The organism is Coprococcus sp. AM97-35, assembly GCF_027697525.1.
Lineage (GTDB): Bacteria > Bacillota > Clostridia > Lachnospirales > Lachnospiraceae > Allocoprococcus > Allocoprococcus comes.
Genome location: NZ_JAQESL010000036.1, coordinates 1 through 23,118, shown reverse-complemented (window position 1 = coordinate 23,118; position 23,118 = coordinate 1). Strand labels below are relative to the sequence as shown.

Below are 23,118 nucleotides of genomic sequence, written 5' to 3'. Positions count from 1 at the left end.
TATCTTTTTGTTTGGGAAACACCTCGTTCCCATTTAGAAACCGATTTGTCACTCATATTCAGTTTTTCTGCCAATTGCTTCTGCGTCAGTCCAAGAGCTTTTCTTTTTTCTGCAATATATTTTCCGATTTTGATTAAATCCATATAATTCACTCCCTTCTGTTTAATCTAAGCATAATATAAATTATAAGAAATGAACACCCCTTATGAGTAGAATGCGTTGAGTATTTGAGTTCTGGCTGAATTAGTGATAGATTAGGACGCAAGAGTTGATTGACGTTGGATAATGCTCCATAATATAATGAAAAGAAAAGAATAAAAGGCAGATATCTATGCCTGGATAGATGGAGAAGAACCTATGGAGAAAAAAAGAGGAATTGATTCGTTTACACTGCATATTCTGGCAATGCTGTTTATGTTATGTGATCATTTGTGGGCGACACTATTTCCAGCACAGGAATGGATGACATGCGTAGGAAGACTTGCTTTTCCGATTTTCGCATTTATGATCGCAGAAGGATGCTATTATACTTCGAATGTGAAAAAATACATGCTGCGTCTTTTTCTATTTGCCATAATTTCAGAAATACCATTTAACCTGATTATGGGAAGTTCTGTATTTTACCCGTTTCATCAAAATGTACTATGGACCTTTTTATTAGGGGTGTTATCGATACAGATCATTGAAAAGGCAAAGAAGAAACAAAAGAAATGGATATCGTTTTTTGTGGTTTGCCTCGTGCTTTTGATGGATTTTCTGCTTGGAACCATAACCATGGTAGATTACAATGCTGCAGGAATACTGACGGTATTGCTTTTTTATTTTTTTCGCAAGAAAACCTGGATTTCTTTTGCGGCACAGCTTGTCGGGCTGTATTATTTGAATGTAGTTATGCTGGGGAATCTGTATTATCCGGTAACGATTCTGGGACATCATTTTGAGATTGCACAGCAGAGCTTTGCACTGCTGGCACTGATTCCAATCTGGTTATATCATGGAGAGCAGGGGTATCATAGCAAGTGGTTCAAGTATTTCTGTTATGCGTTTTATCCAGTGCACCTTCTTATCTTGGTTGTTATTTGGCAATGGCGTATTCGGTAATAGATCAGCAGCGGAAATTCTTGATAAATTATTATAGAAAGTGATGGGGAAAAGAATGCAGACTTATACTTATGTTTCAAAAGGAAAATTTGAATTAATGGAAAAGCCAAAGCCTGTGCTGATGCATGAAAGAGATGCCATTGTAAAGGTGACACTTGCCAGCATTTGTTCCAGTGACCTGCACATTAAGCATGGAAGCGTTCCACGGGCAGTGCCGGGGATTACAGTCGGTCATGAGATGGTTGGAATTGTGGAAGAAGTCGGAACTGCTGTGAAGAATGTGAAGCCAGGAGACCGGGTGACGGTAAATGTAGAAACTTTTTGTGGAGAATGTTTTTTCTGCAAGAAAGGTTATGTGAATAACTGTACCGATGAAAATGGCGGCTGGGCTCTTGGATGCCGTATCGATGGCGGTCAGGCAGAATATGTCCGTGTACCATTTGCAGATCAGGGGCTGAATAAGATTCCGGATAAAGTTACGGACAGACAGGCGTTATTTGTAGGAGATGTACTTGCCACCGGTTACTGGGCAGCACGTATTTCCGAGATCACTGAGGATGACACGGTGCTGATCATTGGAGCCGGTCCTACAGGTATCTGTACCTTACTGTCTGTTATGCTGAAAAATCCGAAGCGGATCATCATGTGTGAAAAAGACGAAAAGCGTATGCACTTTATCAGGGAACATTATCCGGAAGTTCTTACAGTTTCGCCGGAAGAATGTTTTGATTTTGTTCAGGCAAACAGCGAGCATGGTGGAGCGGATGTTGTTCTTGAAGTTGCAGGAGCAGAATCTACTTTCCGTCTTGCATGGGAATGCGCAAGGCCAAATGCAATCGTGACGGTGGTGGCACTTTACGATAAAGCCCAGACGTTACCTCTGCCGGATATGTATGGAAAGAATCTGACTTTTAAAACAGGAGGAGTAGACGGTTGTGATTGTGAAGAAACGCTGAGACTGATCGCGGAAGGTAAGATCAACACGGAACCACTGATCACACACACCTATCCACTTAGCAGAATCGAAGAAGCCTATGAACTTTTTGAAAATAAGAGGAACGGCGTGATCAAGGTGGCGGTAGAATGTTAAATATAATAGAAATAAAAGATGCCACAGAGTAAGATTTTAATGAAAGCGGTTGAATTTGATATATCAGAAATAGAATGAAAATTCATGTAGAAGACTTGATGTTATATCATTCAGCACCATCAAAACTTTCGGAAGCAACGTTGTGTTCACAGAACGCACCGACGAATCATGAAATGTACGATACAGCAAAGAAGCAGTATAATTTACTTCTTGATATAATTGATTTGTGTGCGATTTATTATTAAAGGTAAAGATATAGATGATGCCTGGGATGCAATATGATAGAATGGTTACAAGAAAAATTTGTAGGAATATAAAGATATGGAATTAAGATTATTACGCTATTTTTTAACAGTAGCAAAAGAACAGAGCTTTACAAGAGCAGCAGAACAATTGCATATTACCCAGCCAACGCTATCCAGACAAATGGCGGCATTTGAAGAGGACCTGGGAATAACATTATTTATTCGAAACGGGAAGAAAATATCGCTCACTGATGAAGGAATTTTATTAAAAAGGCGTGCCTTGGAGATTCTTAATCTTGAGGAAAGGACGCTTGAGGAACTGAAAGGAAAAGAAGAGGTTGTAGAGGGCACGATAACCATTGGATGCGGTGAATTTGCAGCAGTGGAGACATTGGCGAAGATATGTAAAACATATAAAGAAAAATATCCGCTGGTTCAGATTGTATTGCATACTGCAACAGCAGATGCAGTGTATGAGATGATGAACAAAGGACTTGTAGATATTGCATTATTCATGGAGCCGGTGGACACCGAAGGGCTGGATTATATCAGAATTACAGATTGCGATCACTGGTGTGTCGGAATGCGGCCGGATGATCCACTGGCAGAAAAAGAGTTTATAAAAAAAGAAGATCTTATTGGAAAGCCCTTGATCCTGCCGGAAAGAATGAACGTTCAAAGTGAACTTGCCAACTGGTTTGGGAAAGACTTTTCAAAATTACAGATTGCTTTTACGAGTAATCTTGGAACGAATGCCGGAGTTATGGCGGCAAATGGATTGGGGTATCCAATTTCAATTGAGGGTGCTGCAAAGTATTGGCGAGAGGATATTCTTGTACAGCGAAGAATTTCTCCTGAAATCACGACCAGTACGGTGATTGCCTGGCGACGGAATATCCCATATTCTTTGGCAGTCCGTAAAATGATCGAGGAGATTAATGCTTTTCAGGCATAAAACAAAATTCAATATAAGCATTAGACATAATGAAGCGATAGAGCTTAAAATAGATGTGTAAGATGAATGTAAATCTTATACATCTATTTTTTTGTGAAAAATACGTATAGAAAGGGGCTTTTTATTATGAGTAAAAAATTAGTGGCATTTTTCAGTGCAAGCGGAACAACAAAAAAAGTAGCACAGATGATCGCAGAGGAAGCAAAAGCGGATTTGTTTGAGATTGAGCCGAAAGTTCCATATACAAAGCTTGATCTTGACTGGATGAATAAAAAATCCAGAAGCAGTGTGGAAATGAGTGATAAAAAATATAGACCGGCGATTATGAAAAAAGAGATGGATATGAGTTCTTATGACGAGATCCTTCTGGGATTCCCAATCTGGTGGTATGTGGCTCCGACAATCATCAATACATTTTTAGAAGCTTACGATTTCAGTGGTAAAAAGATTGTGCTTTTTGCAACATCCGGAGGAAGTGGATTTGGGAACACTGTGAAAGAATTGCAGTCATCTGCATCAGACGCAGTTATTACAGAAGGCAGACTGTTAAATTGTGGAACGAAACAGGAAATCACTGAATGGGTAAACTCTTTATAAATAACAGCGTTATGGAGGTATACAGAATATGGGAAAAATAGTACAGACAGCAGGGAGAAATACACTTGGTGAATTCGCACCGGAATTTGCACATTTTAACGATGATGTACTTTTCGGCGAAAACTGGAATAATCAGGACATCGACGTAAAAACAAGAAGCATTATTACAGTGGTTGCTCTGATGGCTTCCGGAATTACGGATTCATCTTTAAGATATCATCTTCAAAATGCAAAAAATCATGGTGTGACACAAAAAGAGATTGCTGCAGTGATCACACATGTCGCATTCTATGTAGGTTGGCCAAAAGCATGGGCTGTTTTCAATCTTGCAAAGGAAGTGTGGGAAACAGGCGAAGGAGATTTGTCATACGAAGAGGAAGCGATGCGGGCGCATGCAAAAAAGATGGTATTTCCAATTGGTGCACCAAACGATGGCTTTGCACAGTATTTTTCGGGCAGAAGTTTTCTTGCACCGATTTCTACTTCTCAGGTTGGAATTTTCAATGTGACATTTGAACCAGGATGCAGAAATAACTGGCATATCCATCATGCAAAAAGTGGAGGCGGACAGATTCTGGTATGCGTTGCCGGAAGAGGATATTATCAGGAAGAAGGTAAAGAAGCTATAGAAATGAAGCCAGGTGACTGCATCAATATTCCTACAGGTGTTAAACACTGGCATGGTGCTGTACCGGATGAATGGTTTTCTCATCTGGCAATAGAGGTTCCGGGCGAAAATGGTTCTAATGAATGGCTTGAACCGGTAAGTGATGAAGAATATGGGAAATTACAATAGGCAGGGGAATGAAATGTTTGATAACAGTATTGTATTGAACATTCTGTACTAAAATGTGCGCGATTCCACTAATATCATGAACTTATGGGAACGTATTGCGGATACTTTGTGAACTTTATCCTGATACAATGATTATGCTGATGAAAGAGGGCATAGATAACTGAATACAAGAAAGAGACGAAAGCCTCAGTAGTTAAGAAAAACTACCGGGGCTTTTTTTCGTGCCCGAATTTCTCAGCCAATAACTGCGGATATGTCGACATTTCAAGCACCATATAAAGCAGTGTTGGTATCTTTGTATGAATATGCTATACAAAGTGAAAATGAAAAGCTTTGTGGCAAAATCAAAGAAGTATTTGACCTTCAGTTTGATGATTTACCAAACAGATTCAGAAGGCTTGGATTGGATGACAGTCTGGTATGCCCTTCTTATGTCATTAATACATCTTTTTTACAAGAGAAAATAAAGAGGACAAGAGATGAAAATCCGGAACTTCGTTATCATGAAGATAATGAGGAGTATTTAATCAGGAAAACAAAGAAACAATATACGCTCTCGATCCGGTGGAGGAATGGGAGACATGTAAAAATTAATTTTTAAATAATGAATGCAAAAAAAACATTAACGAAATTTGAGAATTAATATTGTTAAAAAATACTAATTGACAATTTCAAAGTGAATGATATACTAAATACATAAAAACGTTTGCGCAAACGTTTATCTACAGAAAGTTCAATCAGGAGGAGAAAAAATGCAGAAAAATAATATGTCTTTTTTAAAAAATCTTACAACAGTAGCAGATGCAAGAACTGCCAGAGCTTCAAGCTGGGATCAGAGTGGCAGAAATAAAGATTACTGGCTTGTAAATGCAGGGGATACAGCGGTTATGGCGGACGTTGAAGGACCAGGTTGCATCAATCATATCTGGGTAACGACTTTTTGCAGAGAAATTCTCGGACCGTCTATTCAGCATCCGGTTTTAAGTGGCTCTGTTGCACCGGTAACTGAAATGGAAAATGCGGAAGGCGTTAACTGGGAAATCAATGATCCGGATTATTACCGTAAGGTCCTGATTCGTATGACCTGGGATGATTTTGATGGTCCCAGTGTGCTGGCACCGCTGGGAGATTTCTTCTGTATTGGTCATTCTATGCCGTCAAGTTTTTCGTCAATTCCTTTTAATGTATCTTCAAGACCGTGTGAGGAACTGACTTTTGGTGGAACGGCTTCCATGAACTGCTATTTTCCGATGCCGTTTAACAAACGGGCCAAAATAGAAGTTATCAATGAAAATGAAAGACCGCTTGGATTGTTTTTCCATATTGATTATGAACTTTATCACGAAGAGACTCCGGATATTGCTTATTTTCAGGCAGCATGGAGACGTGATATGCCATGCAGTGGCTGGGGAAATGATCTTTGCGTAAACTCTCCGGAAGTAAACAGTGTTCCTAATTTTGACGGTAAAGAGAATTTCCTGATGCTGGATACAAAAGGCCGTGGTCATTATGTTGGTTGTAATCTTTCTGTGCTTCATTTCCAGGGCAGCTGGTGGGGCGAAGGCGATGACATGATTTTGATTGATGATGAAGAAGAACCAAGTATTAATGGAACTGGTGCAGAGGATTATTTTAACCATGCATGGGGAATGCAGAGAAATCAGTCACCTTATAATGGTACGATTATGCATGACGGAGATACAAAAGGTTATCAGGTATCCTATAGATTCCATCTTACAGATCCGATCCATTTTAAAAAGCATATTCAGATCAGCATGGAACATGGTCATGCAAATCATCTGTCAGATGACTGGTCATGCACAGCGTACTGGTATCAGGCAGCTCCTGTTACTTCGGTAACGATTCAGCCGGTAGAAGAGAGAATTCCGCTTAAGAGAACTTTTGATATTCCGAAACCGGCTCATCAGGTAGAACTTACACCGGAGATGCAGGAAGCTTACAGAAGCAGAAATGAAAGAATGGAAAAATTTAAAGTTGAAAAGGCTGAACAGATCAGACTCAATGCAGCAAGAACAGCACCGTCAGAAACTGGAAACAAAGAACTGGCACATAAAGTAAAGAAAGAATTTGATAAAGAAAAATAAATAAGCACGTGTGTAGCAAAAGGAGGGGCTTTTTATGAATTTAAAAAAATTTTTATCAATGATTATGGTTTTGAGTATGACAGCAGCGGTATTTACCGGATGTGGAAGCAGTTCAGACAGTACATCAGATGACAGTGCAGTAGCTGGAAAAAAAGGAACAGAAAATAATACCGGTGAAGAGGATTCTTCAGAGGGCGATAAAGAAAAACTTACTTTCTGGGATTTCCATACAGGAACTGAGGCAGATGTTATTCAGGATATGGTAAATGCATATAATCAGTCACAGGATAAAGTCAAGGTTGAATATTCAAGTGTCAATCAGACAGATTATACGACAACACTTGTGACAACCGCATATGCAAATGGCGAATGCCCTGATATCCTCTGGGTGGAACCGGCGACTTTTAAAAAATTCTCGGATGCGGAAATGCTTGCAGATCTTTCTTCTTATTATACGGATGATCTGAAAAAAGATATTCTTCCGTCGTTTCTTGAAGCGGCAAGCGGAGATGACGGAAAAATCTATACACTGCCATTTGAGTGTGAAACCCTTGGACTGTTTTATGATGCAGATGCACTTGAAGAAGAAGGTATTGAACCACCGAAAACATGGGAAGAACTGAAAAGTGCAGCTGAAAAACTCACAACAAAAGACAGATACGGAATTGTTCTTCCGGTAGAAAAAACAGCATATACGTTGTTTAACTGGTGGCCATTTATGTGGATGGATGATGCAGACATTTATGATGCTGATGGAAATGTAACGGCCGGCAAAGACAGCATGGCAGATGCTCTTGATTTCTGGGGTTCATTTTATCAGAATGAATACTGCCCGTCATCATTACAGAACGGACCATGGAGTATTGATAATGTTGCAAATGGCGTCGCAGCTATGCAGATTGGCGGAACATATATGATAAATGCAGCAGAAGAATACAACAAAGATGGGCATAATATTGGAGTTGTACCACTTCCGTCACCGAAGGGAAAAGATCCTGTAACTGTTGCAGGAGGTCAGATGATGGCAGTTTCCAGCCAGAGCAAAGATGTTGATGCAGCAGCTGACTTTATTTTCTGGTGCTTTGGAAGTGATGATACAACTTATGTCACAAAATGGTGTACAGAAGCCAAATTTGCATATCCGGCGCGCCAGTCTGTAATTGAAGAAAATAAAGAACTTTTTCAGGAAGGCATGAAGGCAATATTCACCGAATTTTATGATACGGCAAGACCTGAACCACAGTATTCATCTGAAGTAACTGATATTATGGGAGATACATTGCAGTCTGTGATGTTTGGCGGAAGTTCAGGAGCGGATGCGGCACAGTTGGCACAGGAACAGATTGAGGCATTAAACTAAAATATTAAATCAAGAGGTAGAATTATGAAGCAGAAAGGAAAAATGTCCGGTAAAAAATTGAAACAGATGTTTGTAACATATACATTTGTTCTTCCTGATTTTATTGGTCTTCTGGTTTTTATTATCATACCAATCATATATTCATTTTATATGAGCCTATATGACTGGAACTTCGCTAACATTAAGCAATTTATCGGAATACAGAATTATGTCACAATGTTTAGTGACTCTGAATGGTGGCAGTCTCTGGGAAGAACTTTTAAATTAACTTTACTGTATGTTCCGGCATTATTTATATTATCAATATTATTTGCAGTTTTGATTAACTATGTCAAAAACGAAAAAGCTGCCGGATTTGTAAAAACAGCTTTTCTGCTTCCATATTCTATCACATCTGTAATTGCAAGCTGTCTGTGGATGTTTCTTTATATGGACAGAAGTGGATTTATCAATGTATTTCTGAAGGCCTTTGGACTGAAAGGAGAAAAGTTTCTGGGATCTACTTCTCAGGCAATGGTTTGCATTGCAGTTGTTTTGATATGGATCAATCTGGGTTATAATATTATTCTTTTTCTATCAGCAATAAAAGATATACCTTACAGCTATTATGAAGCAGCAAAACTGGATGGAGCAAATTCCTGGCAGACTTTCTGGAAGATAACGTTTCCGCTATTAAAGCCAACCAGCGTTTTTGTACTGATCACATCAGTGATTGCATCGTTCCAGTGTCTGGATCTTATCATGGTAATGACCGGGGGTGGACCGGCAAAATCGACAGAAGTTGCCAGTCTGTATATATACAAACAGTCATTTGAAATGATGAAGGCTGGATATGGAGCCGGATTGTCAGTTGTAATGTTTCTAATTTTGACAGTGCTTGCCGTTATTATGTTAAAAATAAATGGAAAGGAGGAATGATGATATGAAGAAAAAAACAAATAACATACTTGCAGTAATTCTTATAATATTGGGAATTGTAATGTTGTTTCCGATTTACATTTTATTTATGGTAAGTTTCAGAAATGAAAAAACTGTTTTTGTAGGATCACTGATCACAGCATCTCCTTCTTTTGAAAGTATAAAATCAGCGATAACACCGGATTTTCTTGTTGCAATCGGTAATTCATTCCTTATTGCAGTAGCAGTTACGATTATTGCTTTAATTCTTCATTCAATGTGTGGATACGCATTTGCAAGAATGAATTTTCCGGGGAAAAAGCCAATGTTTACAGTGATCATCAGTACTTTGATGATTCCGGTATCGTCTATTCTTGTACCTTTGTTTATGATATGTAAACAATTAGGAATTACAAACAGTTATGCTGGAATTCTGTTACCGGCATTGTTTAATGCTTATGGTATATTTCTGTTCAGACAGTTTTATATGAGTTTCCCTGCGGATCTTGAAGAGGCTGCAAAACTCGACGGATGTTCTACATACAGAATGTTTTTTACAATCATATTTCCGCTTTCACGACCAATTATTATCCCACTGAGTATTGCTTTTTTCCTGGGGAACTGGAACAATTACCTGTGGCCGTTGATTGTAAATAAGAAACCGGAATATCGAACAGTTATGGTTTATCTTGCTAACATGGTAGGCGGCTATAATACTAAGTGGAATGTGGTTATTGCAAGTGCAATGCTTGCATGCCTTCCGGTATTCTTGATATCACTTCTTCTGCAAAGTCACCTGCAGAACAGTATAAAAATGTCTGGCATCAAATAGGAGGGAAAACTTGTGAAAATCAGAGAAAGTTATGGAAGCAGGCGGTATGAAGAAGAATACAGGGCAGCTCTGGAAAAGTCAGTACATTATTTCAGACAGAACAGCTGTATTACAGAACTCAGAAAAATGGGTTATGCTCAGACGAAACTGCAGGTAGAATATGAAGCAGAAGAGTACGGAAAGAGTGAAATCTGCTGTCTAGATGCAGAAACAAATACTTTTTTTAATTCAGAATCTGCAGAAAAATTTATTGCAGAAAATGATCTTTCGAAGTGTGAAAATGTAAACATTTATGGTGATATCAGGCAAATCTATTGCTTTGGATACGATGATAAAAAAGTGGTTTACGCATTGACAGAGTCTGATGGTATGCAGAACTACATCACGATTCCCTATATTTCGGGAGAAAACGGGGAATTTTGTACAGATATTTCTTCTCACAGGATCTGGAAGCGTGAATTTAGCGAAAAAACATCAAATTTGGATTGTGCACTGAGATTTCGTATAGCACCGGATACATGGCCGAATATAAAAATCAAAGAGGCAGACATGTCTCCCGATGATATTTTTGCACATGCTTATGAAGCCATATTTAACATGGAAATAAACAGTGAAAAACAGGTTGAAATTCAACTTCCATATCAAAAACTTTGCTGGAATTCTGAGAAAAAAGTGCTTACATGTGGAAAGTATCAGATGGAAATAAAATGCGATAAGAAACTGTCTTTTGTCACTATATTTGATCAGTATCTGACGGAAATAATCGCAGATAACAAAGTATTGGTACTGCTAAATAATCTGACTAATAAAGCAAAAGAAATCAGTGTTATTGATATTAGTGGAAATCTTGGGAAAATCCGAGTAGGCGAAGACAATGATCCACATATTCAAGTAGAAACGGATAAAGATACAGAGACTGAGATTGTTGTATATGGACTCAGAGGACTGGCATACAGTAAAGATGCGACAGAAGCATTGCGAAGAAAAAAGAAAGAGGACAGGCTTATTTTCGCAAATGATAAATTCAAAGTTTTCGATAACCATGTTGAAGACAGCTGTTATGGTAGACCAGATGCTTATATCATCAGTCCGGAGGAAATTGTGTCAGCAGACAGGATTCTTGAAGAATTTCAGTGGAGAAAAACGAAATGGGGCGACATGACAAGAAAGTCATGGAGAACTGATAAGTGGACCGCAGATCTGTCACTGAAAAAATATCCGACACTGAAATCTGCTTCAGATATTCTTTCAGCAACATGGAATCTGGCGATGACAGTCTTCGATTGTTGTACGAATGGTGGCTATGCACTCCCTGGGCAGGAGCATCTGTGGCAGGCAGGACTCTTTCAGTGCAAAGGTGAAGGGTTTGGAGTCTGGCTCAGAGACTCTGTACATATAGCAATGCGTGGCGGAAACCTGATCGATCCGGAAACAGCAGGACGCTCACTCTTGTATGCTGTAAAAAAAGGATTTGACAATGGAAGTGACGGACCGGCAATGGGGGCTGTTGGATTGTGGGATTATTATCTGGCTACAGGTGACAGAAGTGCACTTGAAGAGGGATATGAAACACTGTTAGAAACAATGACAGAAATTGAAAATAGATATAATGAGGAAAAAGGTCTTGTACGTGCAGAACAGTCTACTTCTAATGATGCGTTCCCTGAACCGGAAAATGCAGGATATTCACTTGGCAGTGAATGTTATTATATGAAAGCATATGATTCTATGGCCAAAATAGAAAAGCTTTTGCATGGAGAAAATGAAAAATCCAAAAAATGGAGTAAGATTTCCGAACAATTATGTGAAAAAATCCGTGAAGAATACTGGAATGATGAGGCAGGATACTTTACAAGTGGTCCAAAAGGCAGTGAAGCATATGAAAATCAGATATGGGAGACTTCCGGTGAGGAAGCCGCTCTGTGGGATAAGTTCCATATTGCAACACCGGAGCAGAAAAGAGAAATCCTGAACAGTGGAATACATACTGCAATGACTCCATATGGAATACGTTTGTTTCCTCATCGCAAAGAGCATAATCATTTTGTAGGACCAGTCTGGCCGGTGTGGGAATCAGGATTTGCTTCTGCTGCGGCTGAATCGCAGAATAAAGAATTATTGCTGACTATGATTGCACAGCAGATGAGAACAGCTGTTTTGCATAAAAATTTCCATGAAGTTCTTGAAGCGGATACAGGAAAATCCTGGAGATGGCCTGGACAACTTTGGCATGCTTGCGGGTTTGCAGCTCAGATTTTATATGGTGTTTTCGGAATTAGTTATGATGAACAGGGCATGAGATTTAATCCGTGTGTTCCAGAAATATTTAAAGAGATTGAAATACAGAATCTGAATTATCAATCGGCAAAATTAACTGTTAAAATAAGTGGAACTGGAACTGTCGAATGTGTTATACTGGATGATGAAAAGGTTGATTTTATACCATATAGTCTGACAGGAAATCATATAGTCCATATAAAATTAACAGAAACAGAGAGTGAATGTATATGAAAGCAAAGATTACAGATGTGGCTCAAAAAGCCAATGTTTCTATATCTACAGTGTCGCACGTGTTGAATCATACACGTTTTGTATCCGAAGAGACCAGAAAAAAAGTCATGGATGCAGTAGAAGAATTGGGGTATTCACCAGATGCGTCTGGCAGGACTTTTCGTACCGGAAAAAAAATGATGATAGGACTTGTTGTACCGGATATTACAAACTCTGTTTTTGCTGCACTTATTGAAGATGTAGATGATGTGATATCAAAGCAGGGATACAATCTGGTCATTTCCAATACAAGGGACTGCCTCAAGATGGAAAAACAGGCACTGAGAAATCTGGCTTCGGGGGTCGTAGATGGGATTGTAATTGCTTCTACATCAGAAGATTTTAAGACAATAAAGAGGCAGATACCGGACAAATTCCCAATGATATTTATGGATCGGGTGCTCCCGGACAGAAATTATGACAGTGTTATTCTTGACTGTCAGGAGGCAACTGCAAAGATGCTGGAAGAAATGATCCAAAATGGTTTCAGAAAGATTGGTTTTCTGGTTGGATTGCCACAGATTAGTCCGACTTATGAAAGGGTAAAAGTATACCAGCAGATTTTGAAACAATATGAGATACCGGAGACAGAACAGTATGTTCGATATATTGACCGAAAAAAAGACACCTATGATGTAGCTGGCGAATTGGTAGAGGCCGGATGTACGGCAATTATAGCCACAAATACGGCAATGACTCACAGTGTACTGAACTATGTGGAGGATAGAAATCTGAAACTCGGCGAGGAAATTGCAGTAGGTGGTTTTGTGGATTCTGATTTTGCAAATCGCTTCATGCACAGGATTCCAGTGGTATATGAGCCAATGAAAGAAATGGGAAAACTTGCCGGAGAGATGATTGTAGAAAAAATCGAAGATAAAAATAGAAAAATTCCTGTTAAAACGCTGACATGCGAATATGACTCTAATGATTTTTATAAAAAATAGGCAGGGAGAACGAAATGGAACAGGAAACACAGACACCACACAAACGAAGAGCACGATATAAGGGAAATACTCCGGCTGGAATGCCTGCATGGTGAAGGTCATATGTATGCAACAGATGTGGATCAGGAGGAATCTGCATAGCCTCGTAAGCGTCTGGCAGAGCAGAGCTTTGGAGAGGACATTCTGACGGTCAAACTTCAGAATTTCTGTACAATCGATGAGATTGCAAAAGAAGCCGGTGGATTTGATTTTATTCTTGCAGATTTCGGGGGATCGTTCATGCAGATCGACAATCTGAAGCGTGGTTTTTCTTTCCGTGCAGACGGACCGCTTGATCTTCGCCTGAATCAGGAAAAGGGAATCAGCGCGGCAGAGCCAGATCCACAAAAATGTGCTGGCGGTTAAGGCATGCGTCCGTCCTATATGCTAAAAATGAAGATTCTGTGAAGCGAATCAAAAGTATTGACAGTAAAACAAAGAATTATTACAATAAGCCTATCATAAAGATATGTTAAACGAGGCTGTTACAGTAGATAAATGAACTGCTCCCCGTCAAGTAGACAATTGAAAAAATATAAATTTTTCGGGGATGTGAAAAAACTCGATTGAGTTTTTTCGCATCTCCCTTTTTGTACCTGTTGTGTATAAATGACTGAAATCATGCGCAAAGAAAGCGCACTTCCCCTACCCCATAGAAATTCTTTTTTTGAATCTATGCGGCAGTTCTGTTTCTCATCTTTTTTTTCTGATATTTATATAGATTATGGCCTATCGCCACGAGTAAAACTTCCAGTTTGACTGAATGAATGCCTCTTCGGACAATTCTCTTGTACCAACGGTCGTTTTTCATTATTCCGAAAGTGCCTTCTGCTTGTATCGAACGGTTCATTCGTAATAACGCACCGTGGATACTTTCTAGGTTTTCGATTACCTCCTGATGCATGGAAGTTAATTCCTGATTGATCCGAACGGTTCGATTCTTATCTGTTTTCTTACATTTCTCTGCATATGGACATCCACTACAGTCTTCGCATTCATACAGTTCTTCCTTACGTCCGTATTGATTTCCCCTCACATTTTTTCTGTATAAAAAATGGAATGCTTTATCGTTAGGACATCTCATGACACCTTGCTCATCAATTCTGAAGTTAACTGCACGAAATGGATCTTCATGATATTTCCGATCCTTAGTTTCCTTTTTAAACATTGGAAATTTCATATACTTTTCAATTCCGTTCTGTTCACAGAAAATATAATTGTTGTATGAGCCATATCCGGCATCTGCCACAGGATATTTGGGATAGAATCCATAAGTTTGTTTGAAGTGCTCCATCAAAGGAACGAAACAATCCATATCCGAACGATAATGGTTCACGTCAACAACTGCAATATATTCATCTGCTACACCAATCTGTACATTATATGCTGGCAGAAGCTGATCATTGCCCATGTAATCCGTTTTGATACGCATAAAGGTAGCTGAGTTATCTGTTTTAGAGTAACTGTTTCGATTGGGACCACAGATTTCAATTTTTTGCATGTATTCTTGAAGTTTCTGACAGAAAGTAGTCAAGTGTTCATAATGTCGCTGTTCTTTGGATTTTCGCTTTCCACTTCCGTAAACAAATGTACTTTTATCCAGTTCCCATAAAAGTACTAGCTGCTCAACGATTTCATTCAGATAATCCGGTACATACTCCGGATTTGTTGTGATCTGCACCCCGCTCCATGCGATTTCTGCATTAATTTCCTCAATCTCCGCAGTGATTTTTTCGTAAAGCTTGTAACGGAACTTTTCGGTAGCCTTCTTCCATACCCAGGTATACTTGTTTGCGTTTGCTTCAAACTTGGAGCCGTCGATGTAGAGATGTTGCAGATCTACATGCTCCTCGTTAAAGATAGCATGATTGATGTCGTTAAAAATGTTTTCAATCTTATCTTGAAGTATTTCATTAATGAAATATCCAAAGGTTCTGTATGACGGAGTCTGGTGATCCATGAGATACATGAACCTGATATTAACTTTGCAGTTGTCTTCCAGTTCTCTCAGAGAGCAGTAGCCGCTAGTCATAAATCCGAAAAGTACTGTTTTTAACATGTTGACTGGATTATATCTGAGTCGTCCGGTTGTATACTCCGGAATATCCGTCAGATACTTGTTTAAATCGATTCCGCCCATCAATCTGTCAAATGTTAAAACAGGATCCAGCAGATCCAAATAATCTGAAAGAAACAGTGGTAAATATCCTTGTTTTGAATTACAATAATTATTGTGTAAAGTTTTCATCGCAAGTTAATCTCACCACCCAAATAGGACCTTTCGCATGAACGAATGGTCCTATTTCTTTTAGGGACTTATTTCACAGCCCCTTTTCGTTTGCATAAAAACCAAGATGTTACAATATAATAACAGAAAATATGTTATTATACATAAAAATATGTTACAAGGAGACGCCGGATGAAAAATCAATTAGAGCAGTATTTCGGCTGCAAAGTAAAAATAGCAGAATACAAGAATAAATTGCCATTGCCGATCTTTATGACTATGCGTGATATTATGATGGTTGAAATATATGGTGTTAGCTTTGCCATAATAGATGTTATGAAGGAAACGGAGCTAAGTGTTGCAGCAATGAAAAAACAGAAAGTAAAGTATGAGGAAGCATTGCAGTGCCCGGTTGTATTTCAAGTGACATTAAACAGTGTGTCCATGAGGAATGCTCTGGTGAAAATCGGAGTTCCGTTTGTGGATCTACCGGGAAATGTATTCTTACCATTTATGGGAATAGTGTTGCAGGATGTTTATAGAAAGCATCTTGTTAAAGTGGACAAGATGATGCCGGCAACACAGATGGTATTTCTTGAATTGCTATATATGAATGATGAGGAATCAGCATTAAAAAGCGAGGTTGCGAATAAGTTGAATCTTACAAAAACATCTGTTACAAGAGCGACGGCGCAATTGGAGAAAATGGGTCTTATTGAGCAGCTTAAATCAGGAACAGAGATTTCCATTAAAAGGAATTATTCACGCAAAGAGTATTATGAAAAGGCAAAAGCATATTTGATTAATCCGGTGCAGAAAGTGATTACAATTATGCGATGTGAAGCAACCTTTGAATCATTTGTCGCAGGAGAAAGTGCACTTAGTCAAGTGTCAGAACTAAATCCACCTAGAATAGAGGAACGCGCAATCTACAAGGGTGAGGAAGTTGTTGATCAGTTGGAAATTGTGGATGCCAGATCTGAAGATCCGGATGACTGCTTGAAAGTACAATTATGGAAATACAATCCTTCCTATTTCGCAAAGGAAGGATGTGTTGATCTTGTTTCACTTGTATGTACATTCAGAGGTAACGAAGACGAAAGAATAGAAATGAGTATTGAGAAACTGTTGGAGGAATTATAATGGTACTAAACTAATATAAGTTTGTGTTTCAATTTTAGGAGATGGAGTTATGCGAGTACTTGTAATACCGGATATTCATCTGAAAACATGGATATTCGACAGGGCAGAGAAAATTTTAAAAGACGGTAAGGCAGATCGGGCTGTATGCCTAATGGATATTCCGGATGATTGGAATATGGAATTTCAGATAGAGCAATATAAGGAAACATTTGACCAGGCAATCACATTTGCTGTGGACTATCCGGATACTCTCTGGTGTTATGGTAATCATGATGTTAGCTACCCGTGGGGCAGACTAGAGACCGGGTATTCTCCTTATGCTGAGAGGATGGTTATATCAAAGTTTGAAGAACTTGAGAACAGCCTTAAGAGTCCAACACAGATCGACATAATGCATCGGATTGACAATGTGCTTTTCTCACATGGAGGGCTTACGGCTGATTTCCTGAAATGGTTAGACGAGGATTTGTTGGATGCCGAGATAGATGATGTCATTGCAGCGGTGAACGATGCTTCTCATGATTTCCTCTGGAATGACGAATCACCCTTATGGTTCAGACCACAGTACGAGACCAGAGAGATATTTAGGCCAGATACCTACAAACAGGTGGTAGGGCACACTCCGGTGGAGAAGATATTTGAAAAAGAAAGCATCATATCGACAGATGTGTTCTCTACCTATGGAGACGGAAGACAGATTGGAGAATCTGCGATGATTGTTATTGATTCGGAAACCGGAAAATACGAGAAGATAGAGGTTATGGGGAAATGGGAGTGTGATAGCGATGAACGAACCGACATAGCAATATTCAGATTTAATTAATTCATTACAATCCAGGATACAGGCATTGGAGGATGAAAACCGACTTTTGAAAGAGCGTTTGGATGAAGCCGGTGTTTCCGTATGCGGATGTTGTGTCTGGCGACGCTGAAGGAGTTGTGGAATTGTATGATCCAGATCAGGGTGCTCGTATAAAGAAATTTGATGTTACGAGAATCGAATTAGTAGCGCATCGGAAATGACAAAGAGCCAATTCGTGAGATTTGAGTCATCAAGCTACATAGCAGGAGATATTTTTCAAGAAGAGAAGAATTAAAACTTACAAGGGATCAAGCAAGTGAATTACTTGAATCAATTCCACCAGAGAGAATTGAAAAAATAGCCATAAAACAATCACAAAAATTTACGATTGTTTTTTCGCGCATTTATGCATATAATATAATCAATGAAGTTGGAAAGGATGCGATCATTATGCGTGAAACGAGAATATTAGAGTTCAAAGAAACGATTACGAATACTTTTTTAAAAACAGTCAGTGCCTTTTCGAATTACGATGGTGGAACAATTCTTTTTGGAGTAGATGATGATGGAAATGTAAAAGGCTTGCCGGATGTAAAGCAGGCGTGTCTGGATATCGAAAATAAAATCAATGACAGTATTTCGCCTCAACCGAACTATACACTTGAAATACAGAATAATGATCAGATGATAAAACTCACTGTAACCAGTGGCTTTCAGAAACCATATTTATATAAATCAAAAGCATACAAACGAAATGATACAGCAACGATAGAGGTAGATACTCTGGAATTTTCAAGACTTGTATTAGACGGCAAAAATATTAGATTTGAAGAATTACCTTGTAAAGATCAGGATTTGTCTTTCGAAGTTTTACAGTGTAAGTTGAAAGAAAGTATTCAGATTGAAACTTTTAATCAAGATACATTGAGAACATTGAACTTGTATGACAATGTAAATGGTTTTAATAATGCAGCAGGTCTTTTGGCGGATAAAAATCATTTTCCGGGAATTGATATTGTCAAGTTCGGGGAAAATATCAGTATTATTCAAAAGAGAACAACGGTTGAAAATATATCCATTTTGGATGCGTATGAAAAGGCACTTGCTGTATTTAGGGATTACTATCAGTATGAAGTAATACAAGGTGCTGACAGAAAGAAGATGGAGAAGATACCAGAAGCAGCCTTCAGAGAAGCGATTGCGAATGCTCTGATCCATAGGGTATGGGATGTGGATTCACACATCAGAGTTTCCATGTTTGATGACAGAGTAGAAGTTGTATCTCCAGGTGGATTGCCGTCCGGAATAACAGTAGAAGAATATTTGTCAGGTAAACTTTCCGTTTTAAGAAACAGAAATCTTGCAAATGTGTTTTATAGATTAGGATTTGTCGAGATATTTGGAACCGGAATTACAAGAATAAAACAACTGTATGCAGAAGGTCTGGTGAAACCGGATTTTGAAGTGTCAGAGAATGCTATAAAAATTGTGCTTCCTTTATTTGAAAAGGATGCTAATTTAACCGGAGACGAAAAAGTAATTTATAAACTCTTAAGCAAGACTATGCTGAAACCAATAAGTGAAATTGCACCATATATACCTTTTGGAAAATCAAAGACAACAAAGTTGCTGAAAGATATGTGCGAAAAAGGTGTGATAGCAATTGAAGGTAAAGGCAGAGGCACGAAATATATAATTAAGTAATTAGGTATATAGGAGATTTTAAATTTATAAGAGAGGAAGTAAAATTGCATGATAAAAGTGCTCTTTATCTGCCACGGCAGCAGACAAACATATTTGAAAAAACCTTAATTTATAAGGGGATTTAAAATTGAAAGTGAGAATTTACATCAAAAATATATCATTTGAAATCCTAGAGAGTGCTTGAAATGATTGATTGGAAAGTAGTCTAGTAGATAAAAGTGTAACATGGAAGTAAAACAGTATAATACAATTTTAGATAGAGTATTTTGTTTCCGGATGTTTCTGATGCAAGAGGAACGAATACGTCTGAATCCGATGTAGACGTTGCTTTATTGTTAAATGGAAATCTGAATGAAAGTACAGAAGATAAGCTGTCAGATCTGGTTGTAGATTTAAACTTAAAATATGATAAGGTATTTTCTGTTATTGATATTGATTATGCAGTTTAAAAAAATGGGAGAAAGTCACTCCGTTTTATAAGAATGTGAATAGGGAGGGCATTGTTTTATGGAAGGCAGCATGATCGATTTATCAAAATACAGTTTCCAATCAGCTAAAGAGGATTTGGAAACAGCAGAGTTGCTTATGAAAGTACCTTTTTTAACAGAACCTATGTAAAAGAGGGAGTTTTTGATAAGAGTATTTCAAAATTGGTTGATATTGAATACCGTCTGAGAAAAAGCAGATTATCAGGACTTTATTGTCACATCAAAGGATCAGGCTATGGAACGGATTGAAAAGGCATTATCGTAAATACGATAGTGCTTTTTTCTTCACATGGATAGCAAAACAAAGTTTTAAGTAAAAATAAATTTGCCTTTTGTGTAATATTTTTCTGAAATCATGTGTCTAATTAGTATAAGGAAATAAACAGCAGTGTTAGGAAAGCTGCAATTCTTTAATACTATTTTGGAAGGGAGGGAAGGAAAATTAAAGATGATATTTGCTTTATATTTAAAAATGGGAGGAGGAAAAGATAACAGGAATTTTGTATACACATTAGGAACACTTTCTAAAGTAATAGAACCATTAAGTTTTTGGACGAGTTCTTTTACAATAGCTAATCCCAATCCGTTTCCTTGACTGTTACGGGATAAGTCACATTGTTATATATTGTAAACAAGAGAAGTATTCTTTTTTTAAAGTATTTATGTATTTGGTCTCGAAGGTATGTAATACGATTAAAGAGTTCAAATATCGTTTTGAGAATAATCAAATAGTTGAATATGACATAGTACATCCGTCATACATTTTAAAGGTTCAAGAGGATGCGTTTAATTTTTGCACAGTGCCATTTACACTTGATTTTAATACATTTTATGAATGTGCTATTTCCGAATCAAATAAATTGATGGGGAATATAAATCTGGATCATGAGGAAGAGCGAAATGATTTGATATTTATTTCTTGCGTCCCGTGGGTATCTTTTACACATATACTTCATCCAGTATCTATATCCCCGACTGATTCAATACCTAGAGTTGCATGGGGAAAATATTATAAACAGGAAAATAGGATTTTAATGCCTGTAAATGTACAAGCCCATCATGCTTTAATGGACGGACTTCACATTGGAATTTTCTATCAGAAGCTAGAAGATGAAATTCAAAAATTTATAAACAATGAGGGTGTTGTTTATGAGTCCTAAAAAGGTAGAACTAATCATTGGTCCATGCGCTGTGGAATCTTACGAGCAAATGGAAAAAATTGGAAAGATACTCTCTTTTTATCAAATACGTTATTTGCGCGCAGGAGCTTATAAACCGAGAACATCACCAAAATCTTTTCAGGGAATGGGAAAAGAGGGAATTGAGATTATACATGAAGTTGCTCAAAAATATAATTTGTTATCTGTCTCTGAGATTATGGATGTAAGAGACATTGATTTTATGAAAGACAAAATTGATATATTGCAAGTGGGGAGTAGAAACATGTATAATTACACGTTGTTAAAAGAGTTAGGAAAAGTGGATAATACTATTTTGTTGAAGAGAGGCTTGTCAGCGACTTTTGAAGAGTTCATTGAAGCATCTGAGTATATTAATGTTAATGGAAATAATAATATTTGGTTATGTGAACGTGGAATTAGAACGATGGAAGGTGCTACGCGCAATACATTAGATTTGTCTTGTGTAGCTCTATTAAAACAAGTAATATCGTATCCTGTTGTGGTTGATTTAAGCCATTCTCTAGGAAGGAAAGATATTATATTACCAATGGCGTGCGCTGCTATAGCAGCGGGAGCTGATGAACTGATGGTAGAAGTACATCCAACTCCAGAAAAGGCGTTATCTGATAGTCAACAGCAATTAAGTATTACAGAATTTTGTCAATTATATGAGAAATTAGAAGAAGAAAAATATTTATAGAGGTGAGTATTCCAATGCAATAGTGCATGCTTTCCAGAAAGTTATGCCTCCGAATCCGTTGTTGCATGGGCGATGCACCAGAAGTATCAGAATGGTCTGCCATTAAAGCGGCAGGAAGCAGACTGGAAACAGCTGGGTGTCCCCTTAAGCCGGGCTACACTGGCTAACGGGATCATTTACTGTGCCGAGAATTATCTCTGTCATGTCTATGATTATTTTCACCGTCAGTTACTGATGCGTAGATATCTGATGGCAGATGAAACACGGGTTCAGGTGCTGAATGAGCCGGAGCGTAATCCGGAAACAGATTCCTGGATGTGGCTCTTCCGCAGTGGAGAAGATGAACTTCCCCCAATCCTGCTTTATCATTACACAGAGACAAGGGCAAAGTTCCATGCTGCATCTTTCCTGCAGGGGTTCAGCGGATATCTGGAAGCGGATGGATACCAGGGTTATAACAATCTGCCAGATATCTTATATGTTATTTGATGACAAAAAGAGAATATAATATTAAGAATGTGAGGAACTAAAAGAGATGATTAGGGAAAATCGTAAAAACTGTATTGAAAAAATAGGAAAAGATAGCTATGCATTTGATAAAAAAAGAGAATTGTATATATATAAATGTTTGTGTGGAATTAAACTAAACCGAAGAGAATGGAAGAGATATAAGCAAGACAAAAAAGTACCGCATAACTACCATGAATGGCAAAAAATGATTAGAGATAAGTATGAAGTTTATACAATAGAGCAATTGGAAGAGTTTATAAAATATTTAGAAGTTCGGAAAAGAGATAAGAGCAGATATGGAGAAGTTAGTAATATTATTTCAACTGCTTTAGCGTCTAGTATTATCTCTACGGCAATAACTTTTTGCTACAACCAAAACCTAAGAATAGACAAAAATGAAAATTTTGTTGCTTTTTTTGCTAGTTTAATGTTGTTCATACTTGTGTTTAGTACATTATCTGTTTGGTCTGCACATTGTCTAATATCTCCAGGCAAGCTAGAAAAGGAAATGTATAAGGATTATCAGGATATAGTAAAACAAATTTTAGAAGAGAAAGGTAAGTAGGCAATCATTTGAATAATCCGGGGTGAAATCCATCACCTGTCCAGCGTATGGAAATCACTAACACTAACTCTGATACATCTGCATTTGCTTCTGACCATAACCGACCTTGCATATATGGCGTTTCAAAGTAGAACATTTTAAAACGCTAGATGCTACATGCCCTTCAGCTTCTAGTACAATGAATACTAAGTTTCTGCTATATTGACGTAGAATAATTGTCCATATGCAAGTCAATATGATGGTTACTTAGTATTCGTTGTACTAGTATAACGAATATTAAATAA

General features: G+C 38.0%; 22 protein-coding genes and 2 pseudogenes. 21 read left to right on the top strand and 3 right to left on the bottom strand.

Annotation, left to right across the window (positions count from 1 at the left end; translation table 11 throughout):
• Positions 1 to 143, bottom strand: a 143-nt coding sequence (locus tag PG840_RS16985; protein WP_270613839.1) for a helix-turn-helix domain-containing protein, incomplete at its 3' end; no start/stop codon positions are given.
• Positions 144 to 357: 214 nt separating this feature from the next.
• Between PG840_RS16985 and PG840_RS15425 the strand changes: the two genes are divergently transcribed.
• The 13 genes and pseudogenes from PG840_RS15425 to mraW form a co-directional block, all read left to right on the top strand.
• Positions 358 to 1,101 carry a TraX family protein gene (locus PG840_RS15425; protein WP_008369111.1) on the top strand — a complete coding sequence of 248 codons (744 nt, stop codon included), beginning with the start codon at positions 358 to 360 and terminating at the stop codon, positions 1,099 to 1,101.
• Between the two features lie 55 nt (positions 1,102 to 1,156).
• Positions 1,157 to 2,191 carry an alcohol dehydrogenase gene (locus PG840_RS15420; RefSeq protein WP_044998576.1) on the top strand — a complete coding sequence of 345 codons (1,035 nt, stop codon included), beginning with the start codon at positions 1,157 to 1,159 and terminating at the stop codon, positions 2,189 to 2,191.
• Between the two features lie 98 nt (positions 2,192 to 2,289).
• Complete coding sequence (locus tag PG840_RS15415; protein WP_270613837.1) at positions 2,290 to 2,436, top strand: hypothetical protein; 147 nt, start codon at positions 2,290 to 2,292, stop codon at positions 2,434 to 2,436.
• Positions 2,437 to 2,512: 76 nt separating this feature from the next.
• Positions 2,513 to 3,391, top strand: coding sequence for a LysR family transcriptional regulator (locus PG840_RS15410; RefSeq protein WP_270205988.1), 879 nt, complete (start codon positions 2,513 to 2,515; stop codon positions 3,389 to 3,391).
• 126 nt (positions 3,392 to 3,517) lie between these two features.
• Complete coding sequence (locus PG840_RS15405) at positions 3,518 to 3,988, top strand: flavodoxin (RefSeq protein WP_025577056.1); 471 nt, start codon at positions 3,518 to 3,520, stop codon at positions 3,986 to 3,988.
• Positions 3,989 to 4,016: 28 nt separating this feature from the next.
• Positions 4,017 to 4,784 (top strand): carboxymuconolactone decarboxylase family protein, encoded by a 768-nt coding sequence (locus tag PG840_RS15400; RefSeq protein ID WP_270205597.1) that lies wholly within the window; start codon positions 4,017 to 4,019, stop codon positions 4,782 to 4,784.
• Between the two features lie 752 nt (positions 4,785 to 5,536).
• Positions 5,537 to 6,889, top strand: coding sequence for a DUF2961 domain-containing protein (locus PG840_RS15395; RefSeq protein ID WP_055158302.1), 1,353 nt, complete (start codon positions 5,537 to 5,539; stop codon positions 6,887 to 6,889).
• Positions 6,890 to 6,923: 34 nt separating this feature from the next.
• A complete protein-coding gene (locus tag PG840_RS15390; RefSeq protein WP_055158304.1) occupies positions 6,924 to 8,249 on the top strand; it encodes an extracellular solute-binding protein in 1,326 nt (441 codons plus the stop codon).
• Positions 8,250 to 8,273: 24 nt separating this feature from the next.
• Positions 8,274 to 9,167 (top strand): carbohydrate ABC transporter permease, encoded by an 894-nt coding sequence (locus PG840_RS15385; protein ID WP_055158306.1) that lies wholly within the window; start codon positions 8,274 to 8,276, stop codon positions 9,165 to 9,167.
• Between the two features lie 4 nt (positions 9,168 to 9,171).
• The gene (locus PG840_RS15380) at positions 9,172 to 9,978 is read left to right on the top strand and encodes a carbohydrate ABC transporter permease (protein ID WP_055158308.1); all 807 of its coding nucleotides are present in this window, start codon (positions 9,172 to 9,174) and stop codon (positions 9,976 to 9,978) included.
• Between the two features lie 12 nt (positions 9,979 to 9,990).
• Positions 9,991 to 12,489, top strand: a complete 2,499-nt coding sequence (locus tag PG840_RS15375; protein ID WP_270205598.1) for an alpha-L-rhamnosidase-related protein — start codon at positions 9,991 to 9,993, stop codon at positions 12,487 to 12,489.
• Positions 12,486 to 13,475: a LacI family DNA-binding transcriptional regulator gene (locus tag PG840_RS15370; RefSeq protein ID WP_270205599.1), complete on the top strand. Its 990-nt coding sequence runs from the start codon at positions 12,486 to 12,488 to the stop codon at positions 13,473 to 13,475. The genes PG840_RS15375 and PG840_RS15370 overlap by 4 nt, the downstream gene beginning before the upstream one ends.
• Before the next feature lie 75 nt (positions 13,476 to 13,550).
• Positions 13,551 to 13,850, top strand: a pseudogene (gene mraW / locus PG840_RS16980) (16S rRNA (cytosine(1402)-N(4))-methyltransferase); the annotation flags it as partial.
• 337 nt (positions 13,851 to 14,187) lie between these two features.
• On the opposite strand, the gene PG840_RS15360 reads toward mraW, so the two are convergent.
• Complete coding sequence (locus tag PG840_RS15360; RefSeq protein WP_270205600.1) at positions 14,188 to 15,762, bottom strand: IS1182 family transposase; 1,575 nt, start codon at positions 15,760 to 15,762, stop codon at positions 14,188 to 14,190.
• A gap of 171 nt (positions 15,763 to 15,933) precedes the next feature.
• Between PG840_RS15360 and PG840_RS15355 the strand changes: the two genes are divergently transcribed.
• The 4 genes from PG840_RS15355 (at position 15,934) to PG840_RS15340 (ending at position 19,839) form a co-directional block, all read left to right on the top strand.
• The gene (locus tag PG840_RS15355; protein WP_055158075.1) at positions 15,934 to 16,884 is read left to right on the top strand and encodes a MarR family transcriptional regulator; all 951 of its coding nucleotides are present in this window, start codon (positions 15,934 to 15,936) and stop codon (positions 16,882 to 16,884) included.
• Between the two features lie 49 nt (positions 16,885 to 16,933).
• A complete protein-coding gene (locus PG840_RS15350) occupies positions 16,934 to 17,707 on the top strand; it encodes a metallophosphoesterase (protein ID WP_055158073.1) in 774 nt (257 codons plus the stop codon).
• A gap of 429 nt (positions 17,708 to 18,136) precedes the next feature.
• A complete protein-coding gene (locus tag PG840_RS15345; protein ID WP_055158071.1) occupies positions 18,137 to 19,390 on the top strand; it encodes an ATP-binding protein in 1,254 nt (417 codons plus the stop codon).
• Between the two features lie 266 nt (positions 19,391 to 19,656).
• On the top strand, positions 19,657 to 19,839 hold the full coding sequence (locus tag PG840_RS15340; RefSeq protein WP_243036110.1) for a nucleotidyltransferase domain-containing protein: 183 nt from the start codon (positions 19,657 to 19,659) through the stop codon (positions 19,837 to 19,839).
• A gap of 348 nt (positions 19,840 to 20,187) precedes the next feature.
• Here the strand turns inward: PG840_RS15340 and PG840_RS16975 are convergent, their stop codons facing one another.
• Entirely contained in the window at positions 20,188 to 20,460 is a 273-nt protein-coding gene (locus PG840_RS16975) for an ATP-binding protein (protein WP_118263339.1), read from the bottom strand.
• Between PG840_RS16975 and PG840_RS17050 the strand changes: the two genes are divergently transcribed.
• The 4 genes and pseudogenes from PG840_RS17050 to PG840_RS15320 all read left to right on the top strand — a co-directional run bounded on the left by PG840_RS17050 (position 20,454) and on the right by PG840_RS15320 (position 22,834).
• On the top strand, positions 20,454 to 21,038 hold the full coding sequence (locus tag PG840_RS17050; RefSeq protein ID WP_202184096.1) for a CatA-like O-acetyltransferase: 585 nt from the start codon (positions 20,454 to 20,456) through the stop codon (positions 21,036 to 21,038). The two genes, PG840_RS16975 and PG840_RS17050, sit on opposite strands and share 7 nt — an antisense overlap.
• Complete coding sequence (locus tag PG840_RS15330) at positions 21,028 to 21,759, top strand: bifunctional 3-deoxy-7-phosphoheptulonate synthase/chorismate mutase (protein WP_243036111.1); 732 nt, start codon at positions 21,028 to 21,030, stop codon at positions 21,757 to 21,759. Before PG840_RS17050 ends, PG840_RS15330 begins: the two co-directional genes overlap by 11 nt.
• Positions 21,760 to 21,792: 33 nt before the next feature.
• A pseudogene (locus tag PG840_RS15325) lies at positions 21,793 to 22,233 on the top strand (IS66 family transposase); the annotation flags it as partial.
• A gap of 61 nt (positions 22,234 to 22,294) precedes the next feature.
• The gene (locus PG840_RS15320; protein WP_118263342.1) at positions 22,295 to 22,834 is read left to right on the top strand and encodes a hypothetical protein; all 540 of its coding nucleotides are present in this window, start codon (positions 22,295 to 22,297) and stop codon (positions 22,832 to 22,834) included.
• The last annotated feature ends 284 nt before the right edge of the window (positions 22,835 to 23,118 follow it).